Annotated in this window: 13 protein-coding genes; 3 read left to right on the top strand and 10 right to left on the bottom strand. The window is 65.6% G+C overall.

What is annotated here, in order from left to right:
• From ACFP9U_RS08710 to ACFP9U_RS08695, 4 genes are all read right to left on the bottom strand, one after another.
• Window positions 1–954, bottom strand: a 954-nt coding sequence (locus tag ACFP9U_RS08710) for a sugar ABC transporter ATP-binding protein (protein ID WP_378620642.1), incomplete at its 3' end; no start/stop codon positions are given.
• A 114-nt stretch (window positions 955–1,068) separates the two neighbouring features.
• Complete coding sequence (ytfQ, locus tag ACFP9U_RS08705) at window positions 1,069–2,031, bottom strand: galactofuranose ABC transporter, galactofuranose-binding protein YtfQ (RefSeq protein WP_378620641.1); 963 nt, start codon at window positions 2,029–2,031, stop codon at window positions 1,069–1,071.
• 167 nt (window positions 2,032–2,198) lie between these two features.
• Window positions 2,199–2,882, bottom strand: coding sequence for a class I SAM-dependent methyltransferase (locus ACFP9U_RS08700; protein ID WP_378620639.1), 684 nt, complete (start codon window positions 2,880–2,882; stop codon window positions 2,199–2,201).
• 59 nt (window positions 2,883–2,941) lie between these two features.
• Window positions 2,942–5,047 carry an ADP-ribosylglycohydrolase family protein gene (locus ACFP9U_RS08695; protein ID WP_378620637.1) on the bottom strand — a complete coding sequence of 702 codons (2,106 nt, stop codon included), beginning with the start codon at window positions 5,045–5,047 and terminating at the stop codon, window positions 2,942–2,944.
• A gap of 254 nt (window positions 5,048–5,301) precedes the next feature.
• On the opposite strand from ACFP9U_RS08695, the gene ACFP9U_RS08690 reads away from it, so the two are divergent.
• Entirely contained in the window at window positions 5,302–5,769 is a 468-nt protein-coding gene (locus tag ACFP9U_RS08690; protein ID WP_378620635.1) for a YbhB/YbcL family Raf kinase inhibitor-like protein, read from the top strand.
• 4 nt (window positions 5,770–5,773) lie between these two features.
• Window positions 5,774–7,249, top strand: coding sequence for an FAD-dependent oxidoreductase (locus tag ACFP9U_RS08685; protein ID WP_378620634.1), 1,476 nt, complete (start codon window positions 5,774–5,776; stop codon window positions 7,247–7,249).
• 119 nt (window positions 7,250–7,368) lie between these two features.
• On the opposite strand, the gene acnA is transcribed toward ACFP9U_RS08685, so the two are convergent.
• From acnA to ACFP9U_RS08670, 3 genes are all read right to left on the bottom strand, one after another.
• Entirely contained in the window at window positions 7,369–10,290 is a 2,922-nt protein-coding gene (gene acnA / locus ACFP9U_RS08680) for an aconitate hydratase AcnA (protein ID WP_378620632.1), read from the bottom strand.
• A 176-nt stretch (window positions 10,291–10,466) separates the two neighbouring features.
• Window positions 10,467–11,864, bottom strand: coding sequence for a Do family serine endopeptidase (locus ACFP9U_RS08675; protein WP_378620630.1), 1,398 nt, complete (start codon window positions 11,862–11,864; stop codon window positions 10,467–10,469).
• 169 nt (window positions 11,865–12,033) lie between these two features.
• Window positions 12,034–12,663, bottom strand: coding sequence for a LysE family translocator (locus ACFP9U_RS08670; RefSeq protein ID WP_378620628.1), 630 nt, complete (start codon window positions 12,661–12,663; stop codon window positions 12,034–12,036).
• A 131-nt stretch (window positions 12,664–12,794) separates the two neighbouring features.
• On the opposite strand from ACFP9U_RS08670, the gene ACFP9U_RS08665 reads away from it, so the two are divergent.
• Window positions 12,795–13,283, top strand: coding sequence for an Lrp/AsnC family transcriptional regulator (locus tag ACFP9U_RS08665; RefSeq protein WP_378620626.1), 489 nt, complete (start codon window positions 12,795–12,797; stop codon window positions 13,281–13,283).
• Window positions 13,284–13,374: 91 nt separating this feature from the next.
• On the opposite strand, the gene ACFP9U_RS08660 is transcribed toward ACFP9U_RS08665, so the two are convergent.
• From ACFP9U_RS08660 to aceA, 3 genes are all read right to left on the bottom strand, one after another.
• The gene (locus ACFP9U_RS08660) at window positions 13,375–13,812 is read right to left on the bottom strand and encodes a response regulator (protein WP_378620625.1); all 438 of its coding nucleotides are present in this window, start codon (window positions 13,810–13,812) and stop codon (window positions 13,375–13,377) included.
• Between the two features lie 167 nt (window positions 13,813–13,979).
• Window positions 13,980–14,225: a hypothetical protein gene (locus ACFP9U_RS08655; protein WP_322453712.1), complete on the bottom strand. Its 246-nt coding sequence runs from the start codon at window positions 14,223–14,225 to the stop codon at window positions 13,980–13,982.
• A 20-nt stretch (window positions 14,226–14,245) separates the two neighbouring features.
• The gene (aceA, locus tag ACFP9U_RS08650) at window positions 14,246–15,535 is read right to left on the bottom strand and encodes an isocitrate lyase (protein WP_378620622.1); all 1,290 of its coding nucleotides are present in this window, start codon (window positions 15,533–15,535) and stop codon (window positions 14,246–14,248) included.
• Window positions 15,536–15,673 lie beyond the last annotated feature (138 nt).

The raw sequence follows: 15,673 nt of genomic DNA, 5'->3' as shown, positions 1-15,673 counted from the left end.
GTCCGCTTCCGCCCGGCCGCTGTCATGCGGCGCCACGCCGAAGAGCACCTCCGCCGTCTCGGTGCGCCCGGAGCCCAGAAGCCCGGCAACGCCGACCACCTCGCCCTTGTGGATGTCGAGGTCGAACGGCGCGATGCGCCCCGTGCGCCCGAAATCGCGGAAACGGATCGCCGGCGCTCCCTCCGGGCGGTCGGTGCGGCCGCTTTCGCGTGTCTCCTGCTCCAGTTCGCGGCCGAGCATCATGTTGACGAGCCGCACGCGGTCGAGATCGGCCGTCGCTTCGCTGCCGACAAGCTGGCCGTTGCGCAGGACGGTGATGCGGTCGCTGATCTGGTAGACCTGGTCGAGGAAATGCGAGATGAAGACGATGCCAAGCCCCCGCTCCTTCAATGAGCGCACGACGTCGAACAGCATGCGCACTTCATGGGCATCGAGGCTGGCGGTCGGCTCGTCGAGGATCAGGACCTTGCCGGAAAGCATCACCGCACGGGCGATCGCCACCACCTGTTGCACCGCGACGGAATAATCTTCAAGGTTCCGCCCCACGTCGATATCGAGGGCGTATTGCGACAGCACCGCGCGTGCGCGCGCCTTCATGGCGCGGCCCGAGATCATGCCGAAGCGGGTCGGCTGGTGCCCGAGGAAAAGGTTCTCCGCCACCGTCAGGTTGGGCAGGAGGTTGACCTCCTGATAGACCGTTCCGATGCCGTGGCCCTGCGCCTCCAGCGTGTCGCGCGGGTCAATGACGCTCCCGTCTAGGACGATGTCGCCGCTGTCGCGCCGATAAGCGCCGGTGAGGCACTTGATCAGCGTCGATTTGCCGGCGCCGTTCTCGCCGAGAAGCGCGTGCACCTCGCCCGCCTGCAGCGTGAAGTCCACCCGGTCGAGCGCAACGGTGCCGGGGAATGTCTTCGTCACGGCCGTGGCGCGAAGGCGTGGCTGGCTCTCGCTCACTCCGGTCCTCCCGTATCTTTCTCACGGAGTGCGGTTTCGGACGCGCCGCCGAATGCGTAGGGCGGCGCGTCCCGATCGGCCAATTGGGCCAGGTCGAGCGGCGTCAGGCGCCGGTCAGTAGCCCAGATCCTTCTTGGCTTCGTAGACGGCCATCGGATCGTCTTCCTGGGTGTAGAGCTTCGATTCCGTCTGGATGAACTTCGGCGGCATGGTGCCGTCGTTCAGATACGCTTCCAGCGCATCGAACGCCGGGCCGGCCATGTTCGGCGTCAGCTCCACGGTGGCGTTCGCCTCACCGGCGGCCATGGCGGTGAAGATGTCCGGAACCGCGTCGATGGAGACGACCAGGATGTCCTCGCCGGGCTTGAGGCCCGCTTCCTTGATCGCCTGGATGGCGCCGACGGCCATGTCGTCATTGTGGGCGTAGAGCGCGCAGATGTTCGTGCCGCCACCTTCGGCCTTCAGGAAGCTTTCCATGACCTCCTTGCCCTTCGTGCGGGTGAAGTCGCCCGTCTGGCTGCGGATGATGGTGAGATTGTCGTGGCCGGAGATTGCCTCTTCGAAGCCGTTCTTGCGGTCGATGGCGGGCGATGAGCCGGTGGTCCCCTGGAGCTCGACGATGTTGCAGTCCTCGCCATTCACCGCTTCGACCAGCCATTCGCCGGCAACGCGGCCCTCGTGCACGAGGTCGGAGCCGACGGCGGTGAGATAGAGGTCATCGGGCGCGTCCACCATGCGGTCGAGAAGGACGACCGGGATCTCCGCCTCCTGCGCCTCTTCCAGCACCGAGTCCCATCCGGTCGCCACCACAGGCGCCAGAAGGATCGCGTCCACGCCCTGCGCGATGAAGGAGCGCAGCGCCTTGATCTGGTTTTCCTGCTTCTGCTGCGCGTCGGCGAATTTGAGGTCGATGCCGCGCTTCTCCGCCTCCTGGCGCGTCAGCGTTGTCTCGGCGGCACGCCATCCCGATTCCGACCCGATCTGCGAAAAGCCGATTGTCTGTGCCGCCGCCCCGGACGCCATCAATGCCATCGACGCGAGCGCCGCCGCGCCGAGCCATACTTTCCTGGAAAGCATCTTTCTCCTCCCTGCTTGAAATTGGGCAAAGCCCATGCAGGAAAAAATCATATTATATGCTTTTTGTAAACGGCGAATGGAATAACGGTCCTCGGAGAATCGCGTCGGTTGTAAGACCGGAAGTTCAAGCCGCATGACGAGCCTGCCCTCTCCCCGTCAGTCCTGACCTAAACGGCCTTGCGCAGCAGCGCCACATCCTTGACTGGGATTACACACTGCCACCCGAACCGCCGGGCGAGGTGGTGTATCGTCTCTTCCTTGTAGAAGACGACATGGGTGGGGTCGCGGCGATAATGCCAGTTGGCGAAGCGCGCGTCTTCGGTTCGAAAGCAGGTCATGAGCCCCAGCCAGCCACCGGGTTTCAGGAGCCGGTCCAGCCGTTCGAACTCCACCGCCGGCTCGTGAAAGTGTTCAGCCACCTCGCTGCAGACGATGAAATCGTAGGTGACCGCGAGCGCGGACGGGTCGGGCGCGAAGAAGGGATCGTAGAGACGCATTTCGTGGCCGCGTTCGCGCAGCATCGCCGCCAGCGCCGGCCCTGGCCCGCACCCGTAATCAAGGCCCAGGCTGGCTGGCTTGAGGCGGGCCGCCAGCGGATCGCACAGTTTCGAGAGAAACCGGCGGTAGCGTGGATCGTCGGGATCGTTTTCGTGATGCCGATAGTGGGCCTGTTCCTCTTCGCGCGAGGGCAGGCCGTCCGCGTCGAGCACGACCGCTTCGCACCGCAGGCAGCGCCGATAGTCCCGCTCTCCGATGGATGCGAACATCTCGGTGGCCGATGACCGGCAGACGCGGCAGCGGCGGGACGGGGCCGCGGGATGGTCCGGCATGGAGGATGTTTTCTTCAGCATGGCCATGCCCTTTGCGCCCTAGTATCCGGTGCTGCAAGCGCTTTCATCTCGTGAAGACCTCATGGGGGAGACACGGCCACGAAGTCGGCGGACAGCGCACCCGAGGCGATCACCAGCCCGATGCCGCCGTCTCTGAAAGCCAGCTCGCTTTCGTCACGGGCTTCGATGTCCACGTCGTCGACGCGCGCCTGGATGATGTTCCCGACGGCGCTAGCAGTCACCTGCATCCGTTTTTCCAGAGCGAGGTCGAACGGCGTGCTCGCCAGCACCTTAACTTCCTCGTCACGTACGCGCACGATCTCCAGCCGGTTCTCACGAGTGGCACGCACGCCGTAATAGCGTCTGAGGCCCTGCACACGCAGTGCCACGCCGCCAAAATCGCCCAAGTGCAGCACGCATTCGGTCTCTACGCGATAGTCCGTCCAGTCCCGCGTGCCATGGATGATCATCCCTTCGCCCCGTGCCTGCGAAATGCGGAAGCTCTCGGCGAAGCGGTCGGAAAAGGAATCGACGGCGTTGACCCAGGCCCGGTGCCAGAAATCGCTCTTGCCCGGCGGACGGCGCAGCACGACGTCCGGCGAACCGTCCCAGCGCAGATAGTCGAGCAGCACTTTGCCCTCTACGCCCGACGTGTTTGCGCCAAGCGCGATGCCGACCGCGCCGATGGGCTGGCCATCGAAAGACGGCACGCGCCATTCGAGCGTCTTCGCGCTGCCGGGCGCAAGCCCGACGCGGGCGCAGTCGACGTCGCGCAGTCGGCCGTCCTCGTCATAGACACTGAGGCGCAGACGTGCGGCGACCGTGCCTTGGTTGGACGCCGGTGCGACAAGTCGCGCCTTGAGGTGCTGGCCGGGCGAAAGCAGCGGCGTCGCCATCAGCTCGTAAATGTCCATCACACCCACCTCCGGCGGCGCAAAGGTGGGCGTGGTGACCGCCGCCGGCTGACCTTCCGCGAGCGCCTTGTAGTGGATGGCGAGAGCCCTCGCGCCGGCGAACGGTTCGTTGGAGAGCCTCACCCGGGTTTCGGTGCCCTTCTGCGGCCGGAAGCCCTGAACACTTCCGGGCAGGGAGAAGTGGAAGCGTGCGCCGTCCTTCGGCGGCTCGATGCCGTCGCGGCCGGCGAGCCTGACACCGAGGTCGGCCAGATGATAGCTGACGCGCACCGCGTCGTTGACGGCGTTACCGCCGTCGGCCGAGGAGATGAGCAGCCGGTCGGCCAGGGGTCCGCGCCAGTCCGGTCCCGCATCGAGCCCTTCGAGCCCGAGCATGATGCCCATCAGGCACCCCACATTGCCGGCATTGCAGTCGGTGTCCCAGCCGGACGTGTTGACGATCGTCTGCGCCCTGGCAAAGTCGTCCGGCGCGTAGAGAATGGCCATGATCATCAGGGCGTGGTTCGGTACCACGTGGCAGATGCCGGGATACTTGTCGTAGCCGTAATGGTTCTCGATCGCTTGCCGCGTGGCCTGCCAGTCCGCGTTCTCTCCGCGCCAGCGCCGCACGTCGCCGATCAGGCGCGCGATGCGGCTGTCGGCGGGGATCACGGAAAGACCCGTTTCGAGCAGTTGGTCGACATCGGTCGTGTTGAACGCTGCGGCCTCCATCGCCGCCCACAGCTTGGCGGCGAACACCGCCTCGCCGTCATGGCTCACCCGGGCTGCCTGTTCGGCCAGGCGGGCGGCGAGATGCGGCTGGCCGGGAGCGACCAGCGCCCAGCCGTCGATGAAGATCTGGGCACCGATTTGCTCGGCGATAATCTTTCCGTTGGTGGCGATCGCGCCGGAGGCCGGGGCCTTGATGCCGTGCTTGAGGTTGAGCCAGGCCGTGTGCTCGGTCGAGTTGCCGTTGCCGCCCCACCAGAGCGTCGAGCGGCCCCCGACAATGAAATTGAGCCAGGTCTTGCCGATCTCCTCCGCCGACAGTTCCGGTGAGATGCCATGGTCATCGAGCGCCCGCACGAAAGTGAAGGTGCCGGAAACATCGTCATCCGTCACCACCAGCGGCTGGCCGAGACGCTCGTGAACGTAGTAGGCGATCGGCCCGAGTGTGCGCATGATCCTTGCGTGGCTCCAGCCCTCGATCGGGCGGCCGAGATAGACGCCGATCAGCTTGCCGAGCACCCCGGCATAGACCCGCTCCAAATAATCCTCGGGAATGCGCGTCATTTCCCTCATCACCTGACCTTTGCATGACGGTCCATTCTAGGCCTCGTCGTCGTGCCAGGCCATGGGAGAGCAGATAGCGAAAGGCCGCATTTTCTGCGCGGGTTCGGGGATTCCCAGGCTGAGGTCGTCGCCGTTGTCGCGCAGGCGGTCTGGGGCATGGCCGAGATCTCTGCCCGGACCGGCCATGTCGCCTCAACGGAACCGTAGCGGCGCTCTCCGGTTCGGAGGGGCAGTAGCGACGACAGGAGGAAGCCATGGCCTTCACCCTCGAAAGCCCCGCCTTCAGCGATGGCGGGCGCATCCCGGACAAGTATGCCCGAGATGGCCAGAACGTCTCGCCCCCGCTCGTCTGGAAGGATGCACCGGCCGGCACCAGGAGCTTTGTGCTGGTGGTCGAGGACCCGGACGCCCCTTCGCGCCTGTTCCGTCACTGGGGCGTCTACGACATCGCCGCCGAGCGCGACCGTCTGCCGGAGGGCACGACGGCTGGTGCCAAGACCGAGAGTCTCGGCCATGGCGTGAACGACTTCGGCAACCCCCATTATGACGGGCCGCAGCCGCCCAAGGGGCACGGCGTCCACCACTACCACTTCCGCCTGGTCGCTCTCGACACCGAGACTCTGCATTGCGACGGCAAGGCGAAGGTCGGCGACATGCTCGAAGAGGCACGGCCGCACATCATCGCCGAGGCCGAACTCGTCGGCACCTATGAGAACGGGTAGGCCGATGCGCGCGCTCTCGGGAAAGCCGGATTGCTGCTGGACCGCGAATGCCGGACCGACGGCATACCCGCCGCTCGAAGGTTCGATCCATGCCGAAACGGTGGTGGTGGGTGCCGGCATCGTCGGTCTCACCGCCGCGCTGCGCCTGCTCGAAGCCGGGCGCTCGGTCATCGTGCTGGAAGGGCTCGCGGTCGGCCGGCAGGTGACGGGACGCTCGACGGCAAAGATCACCACGCAGCACCGCCTCATCTATCGCCACCTGATGGACAGCCTTGGGCGGGATCGTGCGCATGATTACGCGACGGCGAATATCACCGGCGCCGAACAGATCCGCCGCTGGATCGATGAACGCGGCATCGCCTGCGCGTTCGAGCAGAAGCCGGCCTACGCCTATACGCAGGATCCCGCCATCCGGGCGGAGATCCAGGCCGAGGCCGAGGCCGCGCGCAGGCTCGGCCTGTCGGCGGAGGTGGTGGAGCGCGCGCCGCTCCCCTTCGAGACGGCGGGCGCGCTCCTGTTCCCCGACCAGGCGCAGTTCAACCCGGCGCAATATCTGATCGGCCTCGCCGAAGCGGTTCGCGCCGCAGGCGGGCACATCTTCGAGAACAGCCGCGCCCGGCTCATCGGTGAAGCGAGCCGCTGGCGCGCCGTCACCGACGGCGGCACGGTGCATGCCGAAAACGTCGTCGTGGCGACCAACATGACCGTCAAGAGCCCTGTCGGCATGGCGCATCGAACCCAACCGCGCAGCCATGTGGCGATGGCCTTCCGCATCGAGGAACCTTCTGTGATCGACGGCATGTTCATCAGCATCGAGGAACCCTCGCGCTCGCTGCGGACCGGCCGCGATACTGACGGCCATTTCCTGGTGGTGCTCGGGCCGCACTTCAGAACCGGCCAGGACGGCGACGTTGCCGCGCGGTTTGTCGAACTGGAGGACTGGACCCGCGCCAACGTGCCGGTCGGCGAGGCGCTCTGGCGCTGGTGCAACGAGGATTACGACACGGCCGACCGCGTTCCCTACGCCGGCGAGCCGGATCCCGAGAAGGCACCGGGCTTCTATATCGCCACCGGTTTCAATGCCTGGGGCATCAGCAACGGCACGGCGGTCGGCATGATGATCGCCGATCGCATCGCCGGCCGTGAGAACCCGTGGACGGCGCTCTACGACCCCACCCGGCCGTACCCTGAGGACTTCCATAAGAGCGGCGACAGCCAATCATATGTCGACAGCCCCGACGAGATCGCGCCGGGAGACGGTGGGGTGATCGCCCGCGGCGAGGAGAAGATCGCCGCCTGGCGGGACGAGGGCGGTAATCTGCACACAATGTCGGCGCACTGCACGCACAAGGGCTGCACGCTCACATGGAACAATGCGGACCGGACTTGGGACTGCCCCTGCCACGGCTCGATCTTCGCCACCGACGGCTCGGTGATTCACGGGCCGGCGCGCGTAGACTTGCCGAAGTTGGACCTCTGACCGATGACGAATTGAAGCAGGTTACCGATGCGCATGCCGGCCCGCCCCCAGCTTGCCAAGGGCGAAGGTGAGGGCACGCATGATCGTCTCCATCCAAGCCTGTCCCGCGCCTCTCGGCCTCAGTACGCCGGTGGATCGCTGGCGGGGAAGGATTCGATCGAGCCCTCTTCGACGACATCCCGGGGCGGCTTGTGCCCGCGCGCCGGCTGTGCCGAGGCGGGCAGTCCTTCGAGCTTCCGGTCCGTCTTCTCCTTGCCGAGCAGGAGGCGCCGGAGCACGTATTGCAGTATGCCGCCATGGCAGAAATAGCGGAACTCCTGGGGTGTATCGATGCGCACGCGCACCTTGAAGTCGGTGCTCTTGCCGTCATGCGCGCGGGCGCGCACGGAGAGCCCGGAATCGCCGGCCAGACCGTTCTCGACGGCTTTGGCCAGTCCCTCGACATCGAAGGTCTCGTGCCCGTCGAGGCCAAGCGTCTCGATGGAATCGCCTTCGGCGAACTGCAAGGGAAGCACGCCCATGCCGATCAGGTTCGAGCGATGGATGCGCTCGAAGCTCTCGGCGATGACGGCGCGCACGCCCTGAAGCGCGACGCCCTTGGCGGCCCAGTCACGGCTCGACCCGGAGCCGTACTCCTTGCCGGCGAGCACCACGAGCGGCGTGCCTTCCTCCTTGTAGCGCATCGCCGCGTCGTAGATCGGCATCATCTCGTCGCTCGGTAAGTGGCGCGTGAAGGGGCCTTCCATATCGGGGACGAGCCGGTTGCGGATGCGCACATTGGCGAAGGTGCCGCGCACCATCACCTCATGGTTTCCGCGCCGCGCGCCGTAGGAGTTGAAGTCCTTGGGTTCGACCCCTTCGGCCACGAGATAGCGGCCGGCCGGCGAATCCTTCTGGATCGAGCCCGCCGGCGAGATGTGGTCGGTCGTCACGCTGTCGCCGAGCATGGCGATCACCCGCGCGCCGGTGATTTCCTCCATCTTCTCGGGAGCCTCCTTGGCCATGCCGTCGAAGAAGGTCGGCTGGCGGATATAGGTGGACTGCGGGTTCCACGGATAAAGCTCGCTCGATTCCACCTCAAGCGCATCCCAGCGCGCGTCGCCCTCGTAGATCCGGTCGTAGTTGCGATGGTACATGTCCGAACCGATGGCATCGGCGACCACACGCTCGACCTCCTTGCTCGAAGGCCAGATATCGCGCAGGAAGACCGGCCGGCCTTCCGTATCTTCGCCGAGCGGTTCGGAATAAAGATCGATATCGATCCGGCCGGCGAGCGCGAAGGCGACCACGAGCGGCGGCGACATCAGATAGTTCGCCCGCACCTCGGAGTTGATGCGGCCCTCGAAATTGCGATTGCCCGACAGGACCGAGGCGACTACCAGCCCGTTCTCCTGGACCGCCTCGGAGACTTCCGCCGGCAACGGCCCGGAATTGCCGATGCAGGTCGTGCAGCCATAGCCGGCCAGATGAAAGCCGAGCGCCTCGAGAGGCCGGGTTAGGCCGGCCTTGTCGTAATAGTCGGTGACGACGCGCGAACCCGGCGCCAGCGAGGTCTTCACCCAGGGCTTGCTTTTCAGCCCCTTCTCCACCGCCTTGCGGGCAAGGAGGCCCGCCGCCATCATCACAGAGGGGTTGGACGTGTTCGTGCAACTCGTGATGGCGGCGATCACCACCGATCCGTGGCCAAGCGCATGCGTCTCCTCGCCGAGGCGGACCTCGGCGAGTTCCGACACGTTCTCGTCGTCCTCGCCCCAGACCCCTTCGGCATGGCCGTGCGTAGTCCGGCCGCTGGCCGCACGCTTCTGTGACCGTGCAGGAGCGTTGGGACGCAGGGACGGCAAGGCGTCCTGAAACGCCTCCTGCGCGTGTGAAAGACGAATGCGGTCCTGCGGGCGCCGGGGACCGGCGATGCTGGGTTCGATCGTGCCGAGGTCGAGCTCCAGCGTGTCCGAATAGACGGGCTCCGGCGAGTCCGGCGTGTGAAACAGCCCTTGCGCCTTCATATACGTTTCCACGAGCGCGATCCGCTCCTCCGGGCGCCCGGTGAACCGCAGGTAATCGAGGGTGACCTTGTCGACCGGGAAGATGGTGCAGGTGGAGCCGTATTCGGGCGACATGTTGCCGATCGTCGCCCGGTCGGCCAGCGCAAGGCTGGAAACACCCGGCCCGTAAAACTCCACGAACTGCCCGACAACGCCCTTCTTGCGCAGCATCTCGGCCACCGTCAGCACGAGGTCGGTGGCGGTCGACCCCTCGGGCAGCGCGCCGGTGAGGCGGACCCCGATGACGCGCGGGATCAGCATGGAGATCGGCTGGCCGAGCATCGCCGCTTCGGCCTCGATGCCGCCCACGCCCCATCCCAGGACACCCAGCCCGTTGACCATGGGTGTATGAGAGTCGGTGCCCACCACCGTATCGGGATAGGCGAGCGGCGGACCGTCTTCCCGGCGCTCTTCATCGCCGCTCAGGCCAAACACCACGCGCGCGAGATATTCCAGGTTGATCTGATGGCAGATGCCGGCGTTGGGCGGTGTGGCGGTGAAGTTGGCGAAGGCCTCGCGGCCCCATTTGATGAAAGCGTAGCGCTCGGCATTGCGCTTGTAGTCGAGCTCTTCGTTGCGGTCGAAGGCCTGTGGGTTGCCGTAGGCGTCCACCTGGATGGAATGGTCGATCACCAGTTCGACCGGCTGCTGCGGATTGATGGCCTTCGGATCGCCGCCGAGAGCGGCCATGGCGTCGCGCATCGCCGCCAGGTCCACCAGCGCGGGAACGCCGGTAAAGTCCTGCAATAGAACGCGCGCCGGCATGAAGGCGATCTCACGCGCGGTCTCCTCGTCCGGATCCCAGCCGGCGAGCGCGCGGATGTCGTCAGCGGTAACGGTCGATCCGTCCTCGTGGCGCAGGAGGTTTTCCAGCAGAATACGCAGAGAATAGGGCAGGCGGTCGATATCGAATCCCTGCGCCTTGAGCGGCGTCAGGCTGCGATATCGGTAGATCTTGTCCTTGACGCGGAGTTCGGAAGCCGTTGCGAAACTGTCCACGAGCTGCCTCCTGTCGCTACAGTGGGTACTCGGCGTTCGAGCGCGGTCGTTCCCTCCCGCGGCCCACAGTTCTTGAACGGCCGCGTGCGGAGGAAAGTTCCCTCCGGCGGGCGAGCGATCAACCCACGGTCCGCTGTTGGGGCGGCGCCGTGGGCTTCATAATCTGGCTGGACGGTTTATCCTTGCTCAGTCTCGACCGGTACGAAGAGAGTGTTTTCGCCACGAGCGACCCTCAAGAGGACCGGTCGTTCCTGCTCGCGGGCCTCTTCCCAGGCAGTGGTGAGATCCTCCACCTGTTCCACCGTGTCGCCGCCGGCCTCCAGAATGACGTCGCCTTGCTGCAGTCCGGCCTCGGCGGCGGGCGTTCCAGGCTGAACCCGCTGGATCATGACGCCCTGTCCCTCTTCCAAGCCGAGTTCGCGCCGCAGCAGCTCCGGCAGCCCGGTGACCGCTACGCCCATGCTCGCACCGTCGGGCTCGGTGGCAGGCTCGGCGTTGGCGGCAGTCTGCTCTACCTCGCGGGTGGCGAGTGTCAGGTCGACCTCGACCGTCTCGCCGTCACGGATGATCGACAAGGTGATCTCCTCGCCGGGGCTGCGCTCGGCGACCGCGCGGGAGAGTTCGCCCGGGTTCTCCATGGATTCGCCGCCCAGAGCCGTGATCACGTCTCCGGCCTGCAGTCCCGCCCGGGAGGCCGGGCTATCCGGCTCGATGTCGGCGACGAGGGCGCCGTCCGTGGATTCAAGCCCGAGCGCCTGGGAGATGGCGTCGGTGATGGGCTGCAGGCTGACGCCGATGAAGCCGCGCTCGACCGAGCCCGTTTCGATGAGCTGCCGCACGATCTCCTGGGCGGTATTGGAAGGGACGGCGAAGCCGATGCCGATATTGGCGCCGATGGGCGAGAAGATGGCCGTGTTCACGCCGACGACCCGTCCCGCCGCGTTGAACAGTGGTCCGCCGGAGTTGCCGCGGTTGATGGAAGCGTCGGTCTGGAGAAAGTTGTCGTAGGGGCCAGCCTGGATGTTGCGCGAGCGCGCGGAAAGGACGCCCACCGTCACCGTGCCGCCCAATCCGAAGGGGCTGCCGATGGCGATGGTCCACGCACCCGGCTGCAACGTATCGGAATCTCCCCATTCGGCGACCGCAAGGTCTTCGGAAGGTTCCATCTTCAGCACCGCCAGATCGGTCGCCGGGTCCGATCCCACCAGTTCCGCCGATCGTGTGCTGCCGTCCGACAGGCGGACGTCGATGGTGTTCGCCCCCTGGATCACGTGGTTATTGGTCACCACGTGGCCATCCTGGCTGATGATGAAGCCGGAACCCAGGGCCACTCCCCTGGGCGGACCGCGATCCGGTTCCTGCTCTCTTCCGAAGGGATTTGGCAGGATGTCTTCGATCGAGGGTTGCTCCTCGATGGGACGATCCGCCGTAATCGCCACCACCGCGGGTGTCATTTCCTCGACGATCCCAGTGAAATCGACCGGTACGTCCTGGGCGGTTGCCGGTACGGGCGCCAGCGGCAGGCATGCGATGGCTGCGGCTGCGACCGCGCCGTGCAGAAACTTAGGGGCCATGGCTTTCCTCCAGTGCTGCGTGGCCACATGCAGGGCAGGTGATCCGCCCGGCGCACGCCGACCCAAGGATTTTTCTGCGGATTTGTTCCTGACGCGCACTGCACGGTGCGCGCATTCGCTGGGCCCGTGAGGAGGAGTTTCGCGCCCCTGCACCAGGCGGCACAAGCCCTCAGGTTCCCTTGTCGAGCGCCAGGCGCGCCCCGAACGCGATCAGCGCCGTGCCGAAAAGCCATTGCTGCATACGCCGCCAGAGCGGTCGCCGCGCCAGGAAGGCGCCGATCCGGTCTCCTGCGATTGCGTAATGCACATCGAAGACGAAGCCGGTGGCGACCAGCACCGCACCCAGAAGCACGAACTGTCCGTAAACGCCCCCATTCTCGACGCGGAGGAACTGCGGCAGGAGAACGGAACAGAAGATGAGCGCCTTCGGGTTGAGGAGGTTGGTCAAGAGACCGCGCAGGACGGCGCGGCGCAGCCCGGCGGCGGGGCCGGCCACGCCCTTTGCGGCACCGGGCGGCAGCGAGGGCGCGCGCAGGATATTGTAGCCCAGCCAGGCGAGGTAGAGAGCGCCGATCAGGCGCACGGCTTCGAATACAGATGGCGAGGAACGCAGCAAAGTGGCAAGCCCCATTGCCGCAAGCGCCACGTGCACGGCCCGCGCCACGCCGAGCCCGATGGCAATGGCGAAGGCTTGGCGGCGCCCGCCAAGGGCGCCTGTCTGCAAGAGCAGAAACATGTCGGGACCGGGTAGAAGATAGGCGATCGCCAGCGCGCCCACAAACAGGATGAGTTCGGACATGACAGGTCTCCATCGACGTGACGAGGCCGCGAACTTAGCCGAGGCGTACCGGACATGTCCTTGCAAAGATGCTATTGAATGGGGACATATCTGGTATGTTATGCCAAAAATGAGCTGGGAAAAGGACGTTGATGCCAAGTATGAACCTGGACGCGATCGACCGGAAGATCCTGGCCGCCCTGCAGCGCGACGGGCGCCTTTCGAATGTGGAACTGGCCCAGGAAGTCGGCCTTTCGCCCTCGCCGTGCCTGCGCCGGGTCCGGCTGCTTGAAAAGGCCGGCATCATTTCCGGCTATCACGCGACGCTTGATCGCGCGGGCCTCGGTCTGGGCCTCACGATCTTCGTGGGCGTGAAGGTCGAGCGCCATCACGAGGAGGAGGCGACGGCCTTTCGCGAGGCGGTGATGGCCTTGCCGGAGGTGGTCTCCTGCCACCTGGTCTCGGGCGAAGCCGATTTTCTGCTCCAGGTGGTGGTGCCCGACCTTGCGGCTTACGAGCGGCTGCTTCTCGGCACACTGCTGAAGCTGCCGGCCGTCAACGATATCCGCTCGAACTTTGCCATACAGACGGTGAAGGACCGCGCTCCCCTGCCGCTGGACCACCTGTCGGGCGGGCGCTAGGGCATGCAGGCAAGCGGATCACTTGCCGTCGTATAAATGCGGCAAAAACAAACAGACAGAGCGGAGGGGCGAGCGCATGCCGCTCCAAGCCTTATTCGCCCAGCAGGCGCTCGACAACCGGCTGCAGCGTGTCCGGGGTGATCGGCTTGCCGACGGTGGCATCGATCGTTGCTCCGTACGGCAGGTCGGACGACGCGGCGGCATCGGCGATCATGAGAACGCGGGGCAGTTTTCGTTCCGAGGCCTTTCGATGCCGAGCGAGTTCGCCAAACAACTGCTCCGCGGCGGGTTCGCCGAGAGGCCCGTCGATGATGACAAGCAGCGGCTGGCTCTTGCGCAGCGCTGCCGGCGCGGCTTCCGGCGTCACCGCTTGCGAGCTCAGGTAGATACGTTCGATCGTCCGGCCGATGACAATGCGGCTGATCGGGGAAGCGGCGACGATGAGAGCCTGCTTCGACCGGATCTGGGCCGCACCGAACGAACCCCGGCCACCTGCAGCGCCGGCCCCTCCCGCGTTTTGATCGTGCATGCTTCCTGACCGTTGATGCCCGGGCGCGATGCCCGGTTGAACGCGGGCGCGATAGTTGGCATTCGCCGAATTTTGTCAATCCGTATAACTGTACGGGTGTGCCCGGAACGCATGGGTAAACGCCCCGCGGGTGACCCGCGGGGCGTTGTCGCCCGGAGAAGACGGCGTCAGTCGCCCGTCAGGCCGTTGGTGACGATCACCGGCACAAGCAGATCGCCCCAGTTTCCCTTGCCGCCATGGTGGCGCGCGGAACGCACCAGTTCGACCGAGACGCCGGCCTCCACGGCCTGCATCACGGACTGGTTGAGACGATGCAGGTCGTTGGCGACCCGGCGCACGATCGCCTGCTGGTCATTGTTCATCGCGCTGGCCTGCTCTTCAGCCCGTTCCTTCACATGGGTTCTTTGCATCATCACTGGCTTTCTCCCGCTTTCTACTCCGCCGCCGGGCGGAACTGGTCGTGTTCGGTGGATTCTCCCATGGCCGTCGTGGAGGACTGGCCGCCCGTAATCGCCATGGAGACCGCATCGAAATAGCCGGTGCCCACTTCGCGCTGGTGCTTGGTTGCCGTGTAGCCGTACGCTTCCGCGGCGAATTCGGCTTCCTGCAGCTCCGAATAGGCTGCCATCTGCCGCTCGGCATAACCGCGCGCCAGTTCGAACATGCCGTGGTTGAGCTGGTGGAAGCCGGCCAGCGTGATGAACTGGAACTTGTAGCCCATGGCGCCAAGCTCGCGCTGGAACCTCGCGATCGTGGAGTCGTCCAGGTTCTTCTTCCAGTTGAAGGAAGGCGAACAGTTGTAGGCGAGCATCTTGCCCGGATGGTGCCGGTGAACGGCCTCCGCGAAGCGCCGCGCCTGGTCGAGGTCCGGCTTCGATGTCTCGCACCAGATGAGGTCGGAATAGGGCGCATAGGCGATGGCGCGCGCGATGCAAGGCTCGAGCCCGTTCCTGATGCGGTAAAAACCTTCCGGTGTGCGCCCGGCTTCGTAGTCGACGAAGGGCCGGTCGCGCTCGTCGATGTCGGAAGTGATCAGTTTGGCGGCCTCCGCGTCCGTGCGGCAGATGACGAGGGCCGGCACGCCCATCACGTCCGCCGCCAGCCTTGCCGCGGTGAGGTTGCGGATGTGCGCCGCCGTCGGGATCAGCACCTTGCCGCCCAGATGCCCGCACTTCTTTTCAGAAGCGAGCTGGTCCTCGAAGTGGACGCCCGCCGCGCCGGCCTCGATATAGGCCTTCATGATCTCGAAGGCGTTGAGCGGCCCGCCGAACCCGGCCTCCGCATCGGCCACGATCGGTGCGAACCACGTCTCGACGGACAGTCCCTTGCCCTCTGCCGTCTCGATCTGGTCGGCCCGCTGGAAGGTACGGTTGATGCGGCCCGCCAGCTCCGGCCCGGCATTGGCGGGATAGAGCGACTGGTCCGGATACATGGCCGAGGCCGTGTTGGCGTCGGCGGCAACCTGCCAACCGGAAAGGTAAATCGCCTTCAACCCCGCGCGCACCATCTGCATCGCCTGGTTGCCGGTCACCGCACCGAGCGCGTTGACGAAATCATCCTCGTGGAGAAGCCGCCACAGCCGCTTCGCCCCTTCCTCGGCGAGTGTGTGCCGGATCTCGATCGAACCGCGCAGCCTGCGCACTTCCTCGGCCATATAGGGCCGCTCGATGCCTGCGAAGCGACCGTCCGCAGCGCCCGGAACGAGGTTGTAAAAATCCGTCATGCAAAGCCTCCGTCAAATGCTTGTTCTCACTGTACCGGAACGGCGGCTCATCCCCGCAGCCGTTTCCTGTGACAGGATTTACGCTGCACTGCACCGAAAATCACGAGGATTGCGGTATGGACGGAGTGGAATAAGGTG

This window comes from Nitratireductor sp. GCM10026969, from assembly GCF_042660605.1.
Lineage (GTDB): Bacteria > Pseudomonadota > Alphaproteobacteria > Rhizobiales > Rhizobiaceae > Chelativorans.
The sequence above is the reverse complement of the archived record's forward strand: the minus strand, read 5'-3'. Positions and strand labels throughout refer to the sequence as shown.

Coding starts and splice junctions, on each gene's coding strand:
- ytfQ (WP_378620641.1), bottom strand. CDS start 2,031: ATGCTTTCCAGGAAAGTATGGCTCGGCGCGGCGGCGCTCGCGTCGATG.
- ACFP9U_RS08700 (WP_378620639.1), bottom strand. CDS start 2,882: ATGCTGAAGAAAACATCCTCCATGCCGGACCATCCCGCGGCCCCGTCC.
- ACFP9U_RS08695 (WP_378620637.1), bottom strand. CDS start 5,047: ATGACGCGCATTCCCGAGGATTATTTGGAGCGGGTCTATGCCGGGGTG.
- ACFP9U_RS08690 (WP_378620635.1), top strand. CDS start 5,302: ATGGCCTTCACCCTCGAAAGCCCCGCCTTCAGCGATGGCGGGCGCATC.
- ACFP9U_RS08685 (WP_378620634.1), top strand. CDS start 5,774: ATGCGCGCGCTCTCGGGAAAGCCGGATTGCTGCTGGACCGCGAATGCC.
- ACFP9U_RS08675 (WP_378620630.1), bottom strand. CDS start 11,864: ATGGCCCCTAAGTTTCTGCACGGCGCGGTCGCAGCCGCAGCCATCGCA.
- ACFP9U_RS08670 (WP_378620628.1), bottom strand. CDS start 12,663: ATGTCCGAACTCATCCTGTTTGTGGGCGCGCTGGCGATCGCCTATCTT.
- ACFP9U_RS08665 (WP_378620626.1), top strand. CDS start 12,795: ATGCCAAGTATGAACCTGGACGCGATCGACCGGAAGATCCTGGCCGCC.
- ACFP9U_RS08660 (WP_378620625.1), bottom strand. CDS start 13,812: ATGCACGATCAAAACGCGGGAGGGGCCGGCGCTGCAGGTGGCCGGGGT.
- ACFP9U_RS08655 (WP_322453712.1), bottom strand. CDS start 14,225: ATGATGCAAAGAACCCATGTGAAGGAACGGGCTGAAGAGCAGGCCAGC.
- aceA (WP_378620622.1), bottom strand. CDS start 15,535: ATGACGGATTTTTACAACCTCGTTCCGGGCGCTGCGGACGGTCGCTTC.